This window comes from Microbacterium sp. Leaf320 (genome assembly GCF_001423485.1).
GTDB lineage: Bacteria > Actinomycetota > Actinomycetes > Actinomycetales > Microbacteriaceae > Microbacterium.
Genome location: NZ_LMOD01000002.1, coordinates 116,162 through 130,154 on the forward strand (window position 1 = coordinate 116,162; position 13,993 = coordinate 130,154).

14 protein-coding genes are annotated in these 13,993 nt (G+C 67.9%); 5 read left to right on the forward strand and 9 right to left on the reverse strand.

The window, feature by feature from the left end; genetic code table 11:
* Nucleotide 1: 1 nt before the first annotated feature.
* Nucleotides 2-766 (reverse strand): LamB/YcsF family protein, encoded by a 765-nt coding sequence (locus ASF63_RS05275; protein ID WP_056510430.1) that lies wholly within the window; start codon nucleotides 764-766, stop codon nucleotides 2-4.
* Between the two features lie 4 nt (nucleotides 767-770).
* Complete coding sequence (locus tag ASF63_RS05280; protein WP_056510432.1) at nucleotides 771-2,048, reverse strand: NRAMP family divalent metal transporter; 1,278 nt, start codon at nucleotides 2,046-2,048, stop codon at nucleotides 771-773.
* 173 nt (nucleotides 2,049-2,221) lie between these two features.
* Between ASF63_RS05280 and ASF63_RS05285 the strand changes: the two genes are divergently transcribed.
* Entirely contained in the window at nucleotides 2,222-2,878 is a 657-nt protein-coding gene (locus ASF63_RS05285; RefSeq protein ID WP_056510434.1) for a GntR family transcriptional regulator, read from the forward strand.
* Between the two features lie 62 nt (nucleotides 2,879-2,940).
* Here the strand turns inward: ASF63_RS05285 and ASF63_RS05290 are convergent, their stop codons facing one another.
* Nucleotides 2,941-3,606: a TetR/AcrR family transcriptional regulator gene (locus ASF63_RS05290; protein WP_056510436.1), complete on the reverse strand. Its 666-nt coding sequence runs from the start codon at nucleotides 3,604-3,606 to the stop codon at nucleotides 2,941-2,943.
* 118 nt (nucleotides 3,607-3,724) lie between these two features.
* Here ASF63_RS05290 and ASF63_RS05295 point away from each other — a divergent pair, with 118 nt between their 5' ends.
* A complete protein-coding gene (locus ASF63_RS05295; RefSeq protein ID WP_056510438.1) occupies nucleotides 3,725-4,528 on the forward strand; it encodes a DUF1266 domain-containing protein in 804 nt (267 codons plus the stop codon).
* Nucleotides 4,529-4,626: 98 nt separating this feature from the next.
* On the opposite strand, the gene ASF63_RS05300 is transcribed toward ASF63_RS05295, so the two are convergent.
* The 5 genes from ASF63_RS05300 to ASF63_RS05320 form a co-directional block, all read right to left on the reverse strand.
* A complete protein-coding gene (locus ASF63_RS05300; RefSeq protein ID WP_056510441.1) occupies nucleotides 4,627-5,622 on the reverse strand; it encodes a LacI family DNA-binding transcriptional regulator in 996 nt (331 codons plus the stop codon).
* A 55-nt stretch (nucleotides 5,623-5,677) separates the two neighbouring features.
* Nucleotides 5,678-7,108, reverse strand: coding sequence for a GH1 family beta-glucosidase (locus tag ASF63_RS05305; protein WP_200933972.1), 1,431 nt, complete (start codon nucleotides 7,106-7,108; stop codon nucleotides 5,678-5,680).
* A gap of 5 nt (nucleotides 7,109-7,113) precedes the next feature.
* A complete protein-coding gene (locus ASF63_RS05310) occupies nucleotides 7,114-8,004 on the reverse strand; it encodes a carbohydrate ABC transporter permease (protein WP_056310182.1) in 891 nt (296 codons plus the stop codon).
* Entirely contained in the window at nucleotides 8,001-9,095 is a 1,095-nt protein-coding gene (locus ASF63_RS05315) for a carbohydrate ABC transporter permease (protein WP_056510445.1), read from the reverse strand. The genes ASF63_RS05310 and ASF63_RS05315 overlap by 4 nt, the downstream gene beginning before the upstream one ends.
* 160 nt (nucleotides 9,096-9,255) lie before the next feature.
* Nucleotides 9,256-10,560: an ABC transporter substrate-binding protein gene (locus ASF63_RS05320; RefSeq protein ID WP_056510447.1), complete on the reverse strand. Its 1,305-nt coding sequence runs from the start codon at nucleotides 10,558-10,560 to the stop codon at nucleotides 9,256-9,258.
* A gap of 180 nt (nucleotides 10,561-10,740) precedes the next feature.
* On the opposite strand from ASF63_RS05320, the gene ASF63_RS05325 reads away from it, so the two are divergent.
* The 3 genes from ASF63_RS05325 (at nucleotide 10,741) to purQ (ending at nucleotide 12,320) form a co-directional block, all read left to right on the forward strand.
* Nucleotides 10,741-11,271: an adenine phosphoribosyltransferase gene (locus ASF63_RS05325; protein WP_056510448.1), complete on the forward strand. Its 531-nt coding sequence runs from the start codon at nucleotides 10,741-10,743 to the stop codon at nucleotides 11,269-11,271.
* Nucleotides 11,272-11,352: 81 nt separating this feature from the next.
* Entirely contained in the window at nucleotides 11,353-11,601 is a 249-nt protein-coding gene (purS, locus tag ASF63_RS05330) for a phosphoribosylformylglycinamidine synthase subunit PurS (protein WP_056510451.1), read from the forward strand.
* Nucleotides 11,598-12,320 carry a phosphoribosylformylglycinamidine synthase subunit PurQ gene (gene purQ, locus ASF63_RS05335; protein WP_056510453.1) on the forward strand — a complete coding sequence of 241 codons (723 nt, stop codon included), beginning with the start codon at nucleotides 11,598-11,600 and terminating at the stop codon, nucleotides 12,318-12,320. Before purS ends, purQ begins: the two co-directional genes overlap by 4 nt.
* A 272-nt stretch (nucleotides 12,321-12,592) precedes the next feature.
* On the opposite strand, the gene ASF63_RS05340 is transcribed toward purQ, so the two are convergent.
* Nucleotides 12,593-13,849: a hypothetical protein gene (locus ASF63_RS05340; RefSeq protein ID WP_056510454.1), complete on the reverse strand. Its 1,257-nt coding sequence runs from the start codon at nucleotides 13,847-13,849 to the stop codon at nucleotides 12,593-12,595.
* Between the last annotated feature and the right edge of the window lie 144 nt (nucleotides 13,850-13,993).

The following is a 13,993-nucleotide window of genomic DNA, read 5'->3' on the forward strand; positions in this document are numbered from 1 at the left end:
GTCAGACTCCCGCGAACGGTGCGATCGTGATGCCGGCATCCTGCAGCATCCGCTTGGTCTCCGCGGCCATCGCCACCGAGCCCGGGCTGTCGCCGTGCACGCAGATCGACTGCGCGGTGACGGGGACGTCGGTGCCGTCGATCGCGCGGATCACTCCCTCGCCGGCGAGGCGCACCATGCGCTCGGCGACGGCCGTGGGATCGTGCAGCACGGAGCCCGGCTCGGTGCGCGAGACGAGCTGACCGTCGGGCTGATACGCCCGGTCGGCGAAGGCCTCGGCCGCGATCTGCAGGCCCGCGCGCTCGGCCACGTCGAGCACGACGCCTCCGGCCAGCCCCAGCAGCACGAGGCTCGGATCGATCGCGCGGATGGCCGCCACCACATCCTTCGACTGCCGCTCATCACGGGCGATCGTGTTGTAGAGCGCTCCGTGCGGCTTGACGTAGGCGACCCGACCGCCGACGGCTGAGGCGAGACCGATCAGGGCTCCGAGCTGGTACTCGACATGCGCCTGCAGCGACGCCGAATCGATCTCGACCTTCGTGCGGCCGAAGTTCTCGTAGTCGCGGTATCCGGGGTGAGCACCGATCACGACGCCACCGGCCACAGCACTCGCGAGGGTCTCGCGGATGCCCTCCGGGCTGCCCGCATGGAAGCCGCACGCCACATTGGCACTCGTGACGAGGCGCAGCATGCTCTCGTCGTCGCTGACCACCCGATCGGGGACGTTCTCTCCGAGGTCGGAGTTCAGGTCGATCGATGTCATGGGGTCACGCTCCGATTCCGAGGAAGGCGAAGATGGGGCCCACCGAGACGATGCCCATGTACCAGGTGAGCAGCGTCACGAGCGTACCGGCGACGAGCAGCCACATCGGGTACTTCTTCGAACCGAGGAGGTCACGGCGGAACCAGCCGATGTACATGAAGACCGTAAGGCCGATGGGAAGGATCAATCCGTTGAAGCCGCCCACGAAGACGAGGATCGCAGCCGGCGCGGTGCCGATCGAGAGGTAGACGATCAGCGAGACGACGATGAAGGCGACGGTCGCGAGCTGCAGCGGCCAGCCGCCCTTGAGCTTCTTCGTGAAGGTCGAGAGGAAGGTCGCCGACGTGTACGCCGCCCCGATGACCGAGCTGATCGCGGCGGCCCAGAAGATGGCACCGAAGATGCGCAGTCCCGCGTCGCCGAGCACGGCACCGAAGGCCTGACCCGCGGGGTTCGCCGCCTGGCTCGAGAGATCGAGCGAGACACCCGAGGCGACCACACCGAGGATCGCGAGGAACAGCACGTAGCGCATGACGCCGGTGACGAGGATGCCGTTCGCCGCGGCGCGCATCACGGGGCCCGCCTGCTCGGGACCCGTGTGACCCGAGTCGAGGTACCGGTGGGCGCCCGAGTAGGTGATGTATCCGCCGACTGTCCCGCCGACGATCGTGGTGATGGTGGCGAAGTTGAGCTCATCCGGCACGAACGTCTGCCGCAGCGCCTCGCCGATCGGCGGCTGAGCGATGACGGCGACGACAACGGTCATCACGATCATGCCGATGCCGAGCACGACCAACACGATGTCCATCACCGGCCCTGCCTTCTTGATCAGGAAGATGATGATGGCGAGGGCCGCAGTGAGCATGCCGCCGAGCTTCGGGTCGATGCCGAGCAGCGCGTTCAGCCCGAGGCCACCACCGGCGATGTTGCCGATGTTGAAGGCCAGGCCGCCGATCACGACGAGCACGGCGATGACGTGGCCCGAGAAGGGGATGGCACGGTTGGCGAGCTCTCCGGCACGCATGCCGGAGGAGGTGATCATGCGCCAGATGTTCAGCTGCACTGCGATGTCGACGAGGATCGAGACCAGGATCGCGAAGGCGAAGGCCGCGCCCATCGTCGCGGTGAAGGTGGCGGTCTGCGTGATGAATCCGGGGCCGATGGCGCTGGTGGCCATCAGGAAGATCGCGCCGATCACGGCACTGCGGCCGGCGCGCCTCTTGGCGGCGGAGAGCCGGACTTCGTCTTCTGCGGACAGCGGGGCTGCGGTGTTCTCAGACATTGCGGGGGATTTCCCATCGTCGTTGGTGGGTGTCGAGTGCACCCAGTGTAGAACGGATTGAGCAATATTGTTCAACAACTTTGTTTCCGCTGTGCTACGACGGAGTTCCATTCGCGTAATGGCCGAGACCGGCGGTCGAACGATCCGTAGCGACCCCCGCCTACGATGAAGGCATGAACCAGCAGGGCATGCTCGCCGATGCGCTCCGACAGCAGATCATCGACGGAGCCTTCGCGCCCGGTTCACGGCTGTCGGAGTCGGCCATCGCCGAGCACTTCGCCGTCTCACGCAACACCCTGCGCGAGGCGTTCCGCGCCCTCTCCGAGCAGGGACTCCTCGAACACGTCCCGCACCGCGGCGTCTCCGTCGCCTCGCCGTCGATCGCCGACGTCATCGACATCTATCGCGCACGCCGCATCATCGAATGCACCGCGCTCCTGCACTCCGAGCCCGAGCATCCGGCGGTCCAGCGGATGCAGGAGGCGGTGCTCGCCGCAGAGGCGGCCGCCCAGGATGCGGTCCTCGACGACTCCGAGACCTGGCGCGCGGTCGGGAGCGCGAACATGGCGTTCCACGTCGCTCTGGTGGCTCTGGCCGACAGCCCGCGGCTGGCGCGCACCTATCGGGATCTGGCGGCAGAACTGAGACTGGCCTTCCTGAAGATCGACGACCCCCGATCGCTGCACGAGCCGTTCGTCCGCAAGAACCGCGCCGTGCTCGACACGTTCCTCACGCAAGGGGCCCAGGCCGGAGCCGACGAGCTCGAGCGCTACCTCGTGCAATCGGAGCGCGTCGTCCTCGGCGCGTTCGCCCGCATGCAGTTGGGGTGAGTTGTTCCGCAGGGCAGCGAACCGGGTGAACCACAGGATCTGAGACAGATCCCGTTCCGCACTCAGCCCTCCGAGCGGAGCGCGCCGGACGCGCGCGTTCGTACGTCCGGGTCGCGCGGAGCGAGCTGCAGCGGCAGGGGCGAGTCCGGCCTGGGGAGGCCGTAGAGCCGATGCACCCAGCGCCTCGCGTCTTCGAGCGGATAGGTGTCGCCGTAGACGGCGTACTTCATGAATATGCCTTCGAGGGTGCTGCGCAGCATGACCTCTTCGAGTGCGGGGTCTGTCGCGCCGCGCTCCCGGAAGATCTCCCGCACGATGTTCTCCGAGAGGGTCGCCTGCTCCGCATGCCGCTCCTCCGCCTCGGCGTACAGACGGTGGGTGCTCGGCTGCTGCTGCATCGCGAACACCGCTCGCTGCACCGGCAGTGCATAACCGGTGGCCGTGAGAGCGCCATCGATGATGCCGGCCAGACGCAGATCGGCGGGGCCCTCGACCTGGGGAATCCCGAACAGCACGTCGAACCAGCTGTCGAGCACAGCCGCGATCAGCTGGTCCTTGCCACCGAAATGGTAGTTCGCCAAACCCTGCGCGACGCCCGCGCGGCGAGTGATCTCGGCGATGCTCGCACCCGAGACACCGCGCTCTGCGAACAATTCGATCGCAGCCTCCAGGATGACTTTGCGGGAGCGCTCCCGTGCCAGGCGATTCAGCTCGTCGTTGCGCGTCATGTCTAGTCCACCTCCCCAGGATTGGACGACTCGGAAAATGGATCCGAAACCTATATATTACTGATTGAACGGCTATTCAAGCTTTGCGTGTCGGCAGTGCAGCGACGGAAGGAGTGCGATGCATCCCCTCTCGTGGATCCTGCCCGCCTCCAGATTTCCGGCGTCGAGCGAATATGCGACTTCCGATGCCGCGGCGAACGAGATCGCGCTCGGGTTCCTGCAGATCCGTGCGGTTCCGTCCGGTGCGTGGAACGATCCGACCGCCTCAGAGCTCGGTGACGACGAGAAGCAGGCTCTGATCGATCAGTGGGGAATCCACTCGCGGCAGGACTGGCTCGGGATGATCGAGCACCTGACGACGGTGCGCCGTCGCCGCCACGCGTGGATGCTGCATCTCGCCGTGCGCAACGACCTCGCCACCAGGCTGGGCCGCGCGCCGAGAACACGGGAGTGGCTCGACGCGATCGCCGCAGACGGCGGTGATGCGCGTGACGCGCATCCGTTCGTCGCGGGCATCGAGCACATCGAACGCGAGCTCCGCCGCCGCGTCGGAGATGACATCGTGACTTCGGACGTGTACGTCCGAACGCTCGACGCCTATGCGCTGGGCCAGGCCGTCGCCCTGACGACCTGGGGCGTGGCGCTCGGATACTCAGACCTCGCCGAGGCCCGCAGGATCATCCACCGGATAAACGTCGACGCCCGTCCGTGCTTCGTGTCCTGGGCGGACTTCGGACTCAGCTACCTCGCCGGCCGCATCATGCATTGGAGCGACGGCACCCTCGACGAGGACTCGTTCGCGAAGTACGGCGGAGGGTGGCACGACTTCAAGGAGGCTGCGTCGGCGAAACGTCACGGCCCCTGGGCGACCCTCCCCTGGCCCGCCCCCATAGAACTCAGGTCGCCACACCCGATCGGCTGACCGCCCGGAATCACGGATGCGGACCAACCTGGAGGGGCGTCCGGTCCGCGTCCGTGTCATCTCCCCCTCCGCCGGCGATATCCGGCGACCGCAAGTCGCTACGACGAGGCGCGCACCACCAGCTCGGTCGGCAGGATCGTGGTGTGCTCGGGGTCGCGCCCCGCGAGGCGGGACAGCAGGACTCCGGCCATCGCCTCGCCCTGGGCGTACATCGGCTGTCGCATGGTCGTGAGCTGCGGATCGGTGCTCAGCGCGACGGACGAATCGTCGAACCCGACCAGCGCGACGTCTTCGGGAACACGGATGCCGGCGGCGCGCAGCGCCGTCAGCGCTCCCCGCGCCATGAGGTCGCTGGCCACGAAGATGGCGTCGGGGCGACCGGCCGCGAGTATTCGGCGCGCGGCATCCGCTCCGCTTCCCTCGCTGTAGTCGCCGGCCTCCTCCGCGAACGGCGACAGCCCCGCATCGGCGAGCGCCCCGCGGAACCCCTGCACACGATCGACCGACGACACCATCGTCAGTGGGCCGGAGATCGTGGCGATGCGGGTGCGTCCCGTCTCGATCAGGTGCGCGGTCGCCGTGCGGGCACCCGCGACGTTGTCGACGTCGACCACATAGTCGCCCTCGCGGATCCGCACGGGTCGGCCGCCCCAGACCACCGGCACCGCGTCGGCCACCCTGTCGATGAACGCGTCACTGGTGTGGTGCGACACGATCAGCGCGCCGTCGACGCCGCCGTTGCGCACGAAGCTCGTCATCTTGTCGCCCGGGTCGTCACTCGCGATGAGCAGGTTGAGCAGGTAGTCGGAACCTCGGAGCGCTCCGGTGATGCCCGCGACGATCGCCGCGAAGAACGGATCGCCGAAGAAGCGCGTGGTGTCCTCGGGCACGATCAGGGCGATCGCGTGCGTCTGCCGCGAGGCGAGCGAGCGCGCCGCGCGGTTGGGCACGTAGCTGAGCTCGTCGATGGCCCGCTTCACGGCGTCGAGCGCCTCAGGACTCACCGCGGTCGACCCGTTGACGACGCGCGACACCGTCGATCGCGAGACTCCGGCGGCCGATGCCACCTCTTCGATGGTCGCTCGTAGTGACACGACTCTCCCTCCGTCCGACGGCGAAGCCGGATGCTCCCTGGTTCGCCGCCCGGCGTCAGAGAGCGCGAGCGGCGATGATGCGAGCGTACTCCCGACCGGAGTCCTTCAGACTCCGCTCCTGGGTGTCGTAATCGACGCGCACGATGCCGAAGCGCTTGTCATACCCCCACGCCCATTCGAAGTTGTCGAACATCGACCAGTAGAAGTAGCCGCGGACGTCGACTCCGGCCTCCGCCGCATCGAGAACCGCCGCGAGGTGCAGGCGCAGGAACTCGGTGCGGTCGTCGTCATGCACGCGCGTCTCGCCGTCTTCTACCACCGCGACGTCGTCATAGGCTGCGCCGTTCTCGGTCATGTAGAGCACGGTGCCCGCGGGCTCGGCGTACTCGGTCCACACCCTCTGCAACAGGCGGGTCAGCCCCTCGGGCTGCACCTCCCAGTTCTGCGCGGTGCGCGGCAGACCGCGCTCGACCGAGTGGATGCCCTCGCTCGACGGGTAGGGGCTGCGTCCGACACGGTCGGTCGCGGGTCCTCCGCTGACCGGAGCGACCTCGGGCGCCGTGCCCGAGAGGAAGTCGCCGTGGTAGTAGTTGACGCCCTGCGTGTCGATGGGCTGCGAGATCACAGCAAGGTCGCCGTCGTGAACGGCATCCGTGAAGCGCGCCACCGCGTCGGCATCCACCGCCCTGATGTCCCTGATGATGTCGTCCGGGTACACGCCGCGATAGATCGGGTCGAGGAACCAGCGGTTGAACTGGCCGTCGACGCGGCGGGCGGCGTCGACGTCGGCCGGGTTCGAGGGATCGGCCGGGTCGGCGACGGTGTGGTTCAGCGTGATGCCGAGGTTCAGGCTCGCGTCGCGCCCACGCAGCTCGCGCACCGTCTCACCGTGTGCGAGCAGGAGGTGGTGGGCTGCGAGCAGGCCCTCGGCGACGCTCGTGTGGCCGGGTGCGTGCTCGCCGCCGGTGTAGGAGAGGAACGACGAGCACCACGGCTCGTTCAGGGTGGTCCACACGTTCACCCGGTCGCCCAGGGCGTCGTGCATCGTCCCCGCGTACTCGAGGAACCGACTCACGGTGTCGCGGTTGGTCCATCCGCCGGTCTCCTGCAGCGCCTGCGGCATGTCCCAGTGGTACAGCGTCAGCCACGGCAGGATGTCGTTCGCGAGCAGCTCGTCGACCAGGCGCTCGTAGAAGTCGACGCCCTTCGCGTTCACGGCCCCGCCGTCAGGCCGCACCCGCGACCAGGAGGTCGAGAATCGGTAGGTCTGCAGTCCGAGCTCTTTCATCAGAGCGACGTCCTGCGGATAGCGGTGATAGTGGTCGCACGCCACGTCTCCGTTGTCGCCGCCGATGACTGCACCGGGCACCGTGCTGAAGGCATCCCAGATCGATGCGGTGCGCCCGTCTTCGAAAGCCGCCCCCTCGATCTGGTACGCCGCGGTCGCGGCGCCGAACAGGAAGTTCTCGGGGAAGGCTCGGGTCATAGGGGTCATCCTTTCACCGCGCCCGCCATGATGCCACTGACCAGCTGCCGACCCGCCACAACGAACAGGACGAGCAGCGGAAGGGTGGCGAGCACGGCTCCGGCGAGCACGATCGAGTAGTCGATGTAATAGCCGGACTGCAGCTGGCTGAGCGCCGTCTGCAGAGTCGGGTTCTGCGGGGAGAGCACGATCAGCGGCCAGAGATAGTCGGTCCAGGCCGTCATGAAGGTGAAGAGTCCGAGGATCGCCATCGCGGGCCGCGCCGCCGGGATCCCGACCGTGAGGAACGTGCGGAACTGGTTCGCGCCGTCCATGCGTGCCGCCTCGATGAGCTCATCGGGAATCACGTCGACCAGATACTGGCGCATGAAGAAGACGCCGAACGCGGTGACCAGAGTCGGCACGATGACCGCGCCGATCGACCCCGTCCAGCCGAGCTCGCGCATCAGCATGAACAGCGGGATGATGCCGAGCTGCGTCGGGATCGCCATGGTCGCGATCACGAAGATCATCAGCCCGTCGCGGCCCTTGAAGCGCAGCTTGGCGAACGCGTAGCCCGCGAGCGTAGAGAAAGTCACCACCGACAGCGTGATGATCGCCGAGATGAGGAAGGAGTTGCCGAGAGCGAGCCAGAAGGGGATCGCGTCGAACACCTTGGCGGCGTTGGCGAAGAAGTTGCCGCCGGGGATCAGCGGCAGAGTCTCGCCGCGGGTCGCGTTGGTGCCGCTCGCCACGACCACGGACCACCAGAGCGGGTAGACGCTGCCGATGATGAACGCGGCGAGCAGCCCGTAGGTGAGGAATCCGGGGCGGCTGCCGATTCCGGCGTTTCCGCCGACGGCTCCGCGGCGCCTGCGGATCTTCTCAGGGACGCTGAGTGCCTGGGTGGCGGTCATCGCGCGTTCTCCTCGGTCGTGGTGGCGATCGTCGTGGTGGCGGCGGCCGCGACAGCGGTGGCGGCAGCGGCACCCGCGGTGCGTGCGCGGCGGCGGGCGGTGCGGCTCTTCGGGGAGTCCCCGGTCGAGATCCGCCTCGAGATGAGGAAGTTGATCACTCCGATGCCGACGATGAGCAGGAACAGCAGGATCGCGACGGCGGATGCCTCCCCGAGGTCGCGCCGGAAGAAGGCGAGCTCCCACAGGAACAGCACCGTCGTCTGGAACTGTCGATCGCTGCCTCCGATGCCGCCGGCCGTCGAGACGTCGAACAGTCGGGGCTCCGCGAAGATCTGCAGACCCCCGATCGTCGCGGTGATGATCACGAAGATCAGCGTCGGACGGATGGTGGGGATGGTGATCGAGAAGAAGCGGCGGGCGGCTCCCGCACCGTCGAGCGCGGCGGACTCGTAGAGGTCGCGCGGCACCGCCTGCATCGCGGCGAGCAGAATGAGGGCGTTGTAGCCCGTCCAGCGGAAGTTCACCATGATGGCGATCGCGAGGTGAGACAGGGCCGTGTCGTGCTTCCACTCCTGATCGGCGATGCCGACAAGGTTCAGCAGGTTGTTGGCCAGGCCGTCGGCCTCGTTGAAGATGCTGGAGAAGATGATCGCGACGGCGACGGGGGTGACCACGAAGGGGATGAGGATGCTCATGCGCCAGAAGGTGGGGGCACGAAGTCCGCGGTCGAGCAGGTAGGCGATCACCAGGGCGACAGCGAGCTGCGGGATCGCCGACAGCAGGAAGATGCTGAGCGTGTTGAAGATCGAGTTCCAGAACATCGCATCGCCGAGGATCTCGATGAAGTTGCCTGCTCCGACGAACTCCCCCTGCCCCTTGAGCAGATCCCACTCGTGCACGGCGACCCACACCGTGTAGATCAGCGGGAACAGGCCGACCAGTCCGAACAGCAGGAAGAACGGCGAGATGTAGAAGTACGGCGAGGCGTTCTGGTCGAACCGCGAGAGGCGGTGCCGCCAGGGACGCCGGCCGGCGGCATCCGTCTTCGGCAGTTCGGATGCCGTCTCGCGGCGTTCCACTGTGAGAGTCATGAGGGTTCCTTCTTCGGGTGACGCGTTTCGTCTCAGGCGACTTCGTCGTCTTCGCTCGACGACCGGATGCGGAGGCCACCCCCGGTCGTCGAGCGAGGAGCGAAGCACCGAGACGAAACGCGGTGAGCCCTTTTCGCTCAACGACCGGAGAGGTCTCGGGTCAGTCGACCAGCTCGTTCAGGAGCTTGACCGCGGCATCCCAGGCACCCTGGGTGTCGGTGTCGCCGCGGTCGAGGCCGCTGAGGGCCGGGCCGAAGACGTTCTCCTGGATGACCGAGTCATCGGCGCCCTTGAACTGCGCCACGACACCCTTCGCGCGCTCGGCGAGGATCGCGCCGGTGGGCGCGTCGTTGAAGAACGGGTTCGGCGTCGCGTCAGAGGCGAGCGTCTCCTGTGCCGTCACCGTGGAGGGGAAGTTGCCCGCGGCGGCGGACTGCTTGACCTGCTGCTCGGGCTGCGTCAGCCAGTCGGCCAGATCGGCCGCGGCTTCCTTGTGCTCGGAGCTCTCGGGGATCGACAGGAACGCGCCGCCCCAGTTGGCTGCGCCGCCGGGGAACACGTCGGCGAAGTCCCAGCCGGTGGAGGCGTCTCCGCCGCCGGCCTCGACCTGACCCTGAACGACTCCGAGCATCCAGCCGGGGCAGACGAACGTGGCGAAGGTGCCGTCGACGAACGACTTGCCGCCGTTCCAGTCCCACGCGGTCTGAGCGGCGGACTGGCCGCCCTCGGTCGCGGCTCCGAGCAGTTCGAAGCGCTCCTTGAGCTCGGCGTTGTCTTCGACGTTCAGCTCGCCGTCGGAGGTGTAGTACCCCTCGTCGAGCTGGTTGACCATGGCGTTCCAGACGAAGCCTGAGTGGTCGTACCAGGCCTTCCCGGTCTTCGCCGTGTACTCGGCGCCGACCGCGAAGTAGTTCTCCCAGTCGCCGTTCAGCAGCTCGGCGACCGACTCGCGGTCGCTCGGCAGACCCGCAGCCTCGAACGCGGCTCCGTTGTAGCAGATGCCGCTCGGGCCGATGTCGGTGCCGTAGCCGATGACACGGCCTTCGGCATCCGTCGCCTGCCCGTACTTCCAGTCGACCCAGTCGGCCTTGCGGTCTTCGATGCCGTAATCGCGCAGGTCTACGAAGGTGTCGGAGACGTCCATGATCGCGCCGAGCCAGCCTTCTTCGATCGCGACGACGTCGCTCAGGCCCGAGCCAGCGGCGATCTTCGTGAAGGCATCGGTGCGGGCGTTGCCACCGGTATCGATGTTGGTCGCCTCGATCGTGATGTTCGGGTTCGCCTTCTCATACTCGTCGTAGAGGTCGTCGTATCCGAATGTGCCGAACGTGGTGACGGTCAGCGTGATCTTCTCGTCGCCTCCCTCGGCGTCGCCGCCACCGCTCGCGCAGCCGGCGAGGGCCAGGGCGGAGACGGATGCGACGGCTGCGGTGATCAGGATCCGCTTGCGGGCACGTGTGTTCACAGTTCACTCCTTTGTGGTGGGTCGTGCAGTGGTGGTGCGGGTGGTGCGGGTGGTGCGTCGGGACAGTGCGTGGCGATTCCTGTGGTGGTGCACCGTGGGAGCGCTCCCACGCACTGTCCAGCGACTCTATGGGAGCGCTCCCACGAATGTCAACCTCAGGCGGTGGCGTACCCTTGTCCGGTGCCCGACACCGAACTCTCTCCCGCTCTCGTCCGTGCCGAATCGCTGATCCGCAGCATCCCGGACTACCCGGAGGCGGGGATCATCTTCCGCGACATCACTCCGCTCCTCGCCGACCCCGAGGCGCTCCAGGCCACCACCGAGGCGATCATCGCCCCGTTCGCCGGCCAGTTCGACGTGGTCGCCGGCATCGAGGCCCGAGGGTTCATCCTCGCCGGGGCCGCAGCGATCGCGGCAGGAGTCGGCCTCATCCCGATCCGCAAGGCGGGCAAGCTGCCCCGGCCCGCGGCATCCGTCGACTACGCCCTCGAGTACGGCACCGCGACGATCGAGATGCACGACGATCTGCCGGCCGGATCACGCGTGCTGCTCATCGACGACGTGCTCGCCACGGGCGGAACCCTGGCCGCCGGACGCGAACTCGTCGAGCGCCTCGGCAGCCACGTCGTCGGCATCTCGGTGCTGTTCGAGATCGACGGGCTCGGCGGCCGCGACGCCATCGGAGACCTGCACACCGTCTTCCACGCCTGAGGCGCGACGCCCCGGGAATCGAGCGTTCCGCGAGCCGGTAGACTGAGCACGCCCGTCCGCCCGCGACTTCCGGAGCCGTTCATGCCCACCATCGTCGTCGACGTCATGCCCAAGCCCGAACTGCTCGACCCGCAGGGGAAGGCCGTGTCCGGCGCATTCGCGCGTCTGGGCGTCGAGGGCTTCTCCGATGTCCGCATCGGCAAGCGCTTCGAGCTCACCGTCGAGGGCGAGGTCACCGACGAGATCCTTGCCGAGGCCCGCCGCATCGCCGACGAGGTGCTCTCCAACTCTGTGATCGAAGACGTCGTCAGCATCGAGGTCGCACGGTGACATCCAGGGCAGGGACCACGCGCATCGGCGTCATCACCTTCCCCGGTTCGCTCGACGATCGCGACGCGCAGCGCGCCGTCCGCATCGCCGGCGCCGAGCCCGTCGCCCTCTGGCACGGCTCGCACGACCTCGAAGGCGTCGACGCGCTCGTCCTGCCCGGCGGCTTCAGCTACGGCGATTACCTGCGCGCCGGCGCGATCGCCGCACTCTCGCCGATCATGGCCGAGGTCAAGGACGCCGCAGCCAAGGGCATGCCGATCCTCGGCATCTGCAACGGATTCCAGATGCTCGTCGAGGCGCACCTGCTGCCCGGCGGCCTGATCCGCAACGACCACCAGCACTTCGTGCGTCGCGACCAGAAGCTCATCGTCGAGAACTCCGACACGGCCTGGACCAACCGGTTCCGCACCGGCCAGGAGATCACGATCCCGCTGAAGAACGCCGACGGCGGATACATCGCCGACGAGGAGACGCTCGACCGCCTCGAGGGCGAAGGCCTGGTCGCGTTCCGCTACGCGGGGGTCAACCCGAACGGCTCGCTGCGCGACATCGCCGGACTCACCAACGAGGCGGGCAACGTCGTGGGGCTCATGCCGCACCCCGAGCACGCCACCGAGGCGGGCTTCGGCCCCGACACGTCCGCCGCAATGCGCTCGGGCGTCGACGGACTCGACTTCTTCACGAGCGCGATCGCCGCAGTCGCCCGCGTCGCCGCGTAAGCAGCACCCGCAGTCCTAGGGCACGTGGACTGCGCCGCGCAGGCGCGCCCGTCTGCGGTGCACCGGGCCGAGTCGACGCGGCATCCGCACCCCTGGCCGGGGCCACTTCCGCACCCCCACACGCAGCCGGGGCCACCTCCGCACCGGAAACGACCGAATCCGATGCATTATCGGCCCCGCATCGATCCGAGGATGCGGTTCGACGACGCGTCAGGACGAGGATGCATCTCGACGACGCGTACGGGCCCGGCGGAAGTCGGCGCTCTCTCCGGTCAGTCGGCGGGAAGGCTGAACGGGTTGTCGCCGGCGGCTGCGAGCAGGTACCACGCAGTCGCGCCGGTGTGCAGGCTGGCGTAGTAGAGGTCGCCGAAGCCCGAGTCGAGACCATCGGTCGACGTCGCGACGATCCCCTTGCCATCACCGTTGGGCGCATCGCGCTGGGCACGGCGGATGCTGCTCAACAGCGACTCCACCCGGTCGGCGTCGCCGACGGCATCGCGCAGTGTGAGCGCTAGCGCCAGGTGGCCTGATCCCTCGAACCACACCTTCGACACGTCGGCGTCGCTGATCGACGCCCCCTGGTACTGCCCGTCGGTGGCGATCAGGTTGGCGAGGGTCCAGTCCAGCGAGACGTCGTAGCGCGGGTCGCCGGTGGCGATCGAGCTCCACGTCTGCGCGTCGAGCGGTATCGGGCGCGTGTTGACCGTGGAGCCGTCGAGCAGCGTGCCCGTGTCGACATGACCGTCGGCACTCTGCATCGCCGTCACGAAGGTCGCGGCGACGGCAGCCCGGTCGGCCCATACGGAGTCGCCGGTGAGCTGGGCGAGCTGCGTGAAGAAGCCGGCGATGTCGCTGTTGTGCTCGGTGGACTTCCATTCCAGTGACGAGCCGTTCTCGAGCTGACCCCCGGTGTAGCCGAAGGGTGCACGCACCATGTCGGCGGTGTTGGTCTGGATCCACTCGGCGATCCGCACCGCTCCATCGAGGTACTTCGACTCGCCGGTCGCATGGAAGAGACGCGCCAACGCCATTCCGGCCCATGCCTGGTTGCCCGTGAACGTGCCGGGGCCGGTGATCTCGACGCGCCCCTGGCGGATGCCGTGGGGCTCGTACGACGTGCGAACGCGCCCGTCGCCGATCGGGTCGTTCTCCTGCACGAAGAGCAGGGTGTCGCCGACGGTCTGCGCGCGGCGGATGTCGTCTGGCAGCCCGCGGGCCGTGTACGCGATCACGACGAGTGCGTCGTCGTAGACGAAGGAGGGAGTGAAGTCCCATGTCGGGAGGTCGGTGAAGAACCCGCCCTGGTAGCTGCGGGGCAGGCAGTGCCCGGCCGCGTCGCAGAACTCGTCGACACGGGCGTCGAGGAACTCGTAGGCGAGTGCGACCGACAGGCTGGGGTCAGGCGCAGCCGTGGGGTCGTCGACGGGGCCGTCTCCGGATGCGGCGGTCGTCGCGCCCGCGACCAGCGCTGCAGCGACGAGCGCGGCGGCGATCATCCAGGGCGCCGAGCGTCGCGATGAACCCGGCATCAGTACCCCCTCGGTCAGAACCGCGGTCGGTGACCGCAGGCGACCAGGAGGTCACGTGCAAAATGCTGGCATACCAGGAAGACCTGGCGGTAGTGGCGAAGGTCTAGTCCTTCGCCTCTCCCGGCGTGTCAGCCCCAGGAGCTC

Coding starts and splice junctions, on each gene's coding strand:
- ASF63_RS05285 (WP_056510434.1), top strand. CDS start 2,222: ATGAACCAGCAGGGCATGCTCGCCGATGCGCTCCGACAGCAGATCATC.
- ASF63_RS05310 (WP_056310182.1), bottom strand. CDS start 8,004: ATGACCGCCACCCAGGCACTCAGCGTCCCTGAGAAGATCCGCAGGCGC.
- purS (WP_056510451.1), top strand. CDS start 11,353: ATGCCCACCATCGTCGTCGACGTCATGCCCAAGCCCGAACTGCTCGAC.
- ASF63_RS05315 (WP_056510445.1), bottom strand. CDS start 9,095: ATGACTCTCACAGTGGAACGCCGCGAGACGGCATCCGAACTGCCGAAG.
- ASF63_RS05305 (WP_200933972.1), bottom strand. CDS start 7,108: ATGACCCGAGCCTTCCCCGAGAACTTCCTGTTCGGCGCCGCGACCGCG.
- ASF63_RS05280 (WP_056510432.1), bottom strand. CDS start 2,048: ATGTCTGAGAACACCGCAGCCCCGCTGTCCGCAGAAGACGAAGTCCGG.
- ASF63_RS05340 (WP_056510454.1), bottom strand. CDS start 13,849: ATGCCGGGTTCATCGCGACGCTCGGCGCCCTGGATGATCGCCGCCGCG.
- ASF63_RS05295 (WP_056510438.1), top strand. CDS start 3,725: ATGCATCCCCTCTCGTGGATCCTGCCCGCCTCCAGATTTCCGGCGTCG.
- ASF63_RS05290 (WP_056510436.1), bottom strand. CDS start 3,606: ATGACGCGCAACGACGAGCTGAATCGCCTGGCACGGGAGCGCTCCCGC.
- ASF63_RS05275 (WP_056510430.1), bottom strand. CDS start 766: ATGACATCGATCGACCTGAACTCCGACCTCGGAGAGAACGTCCCCGAT.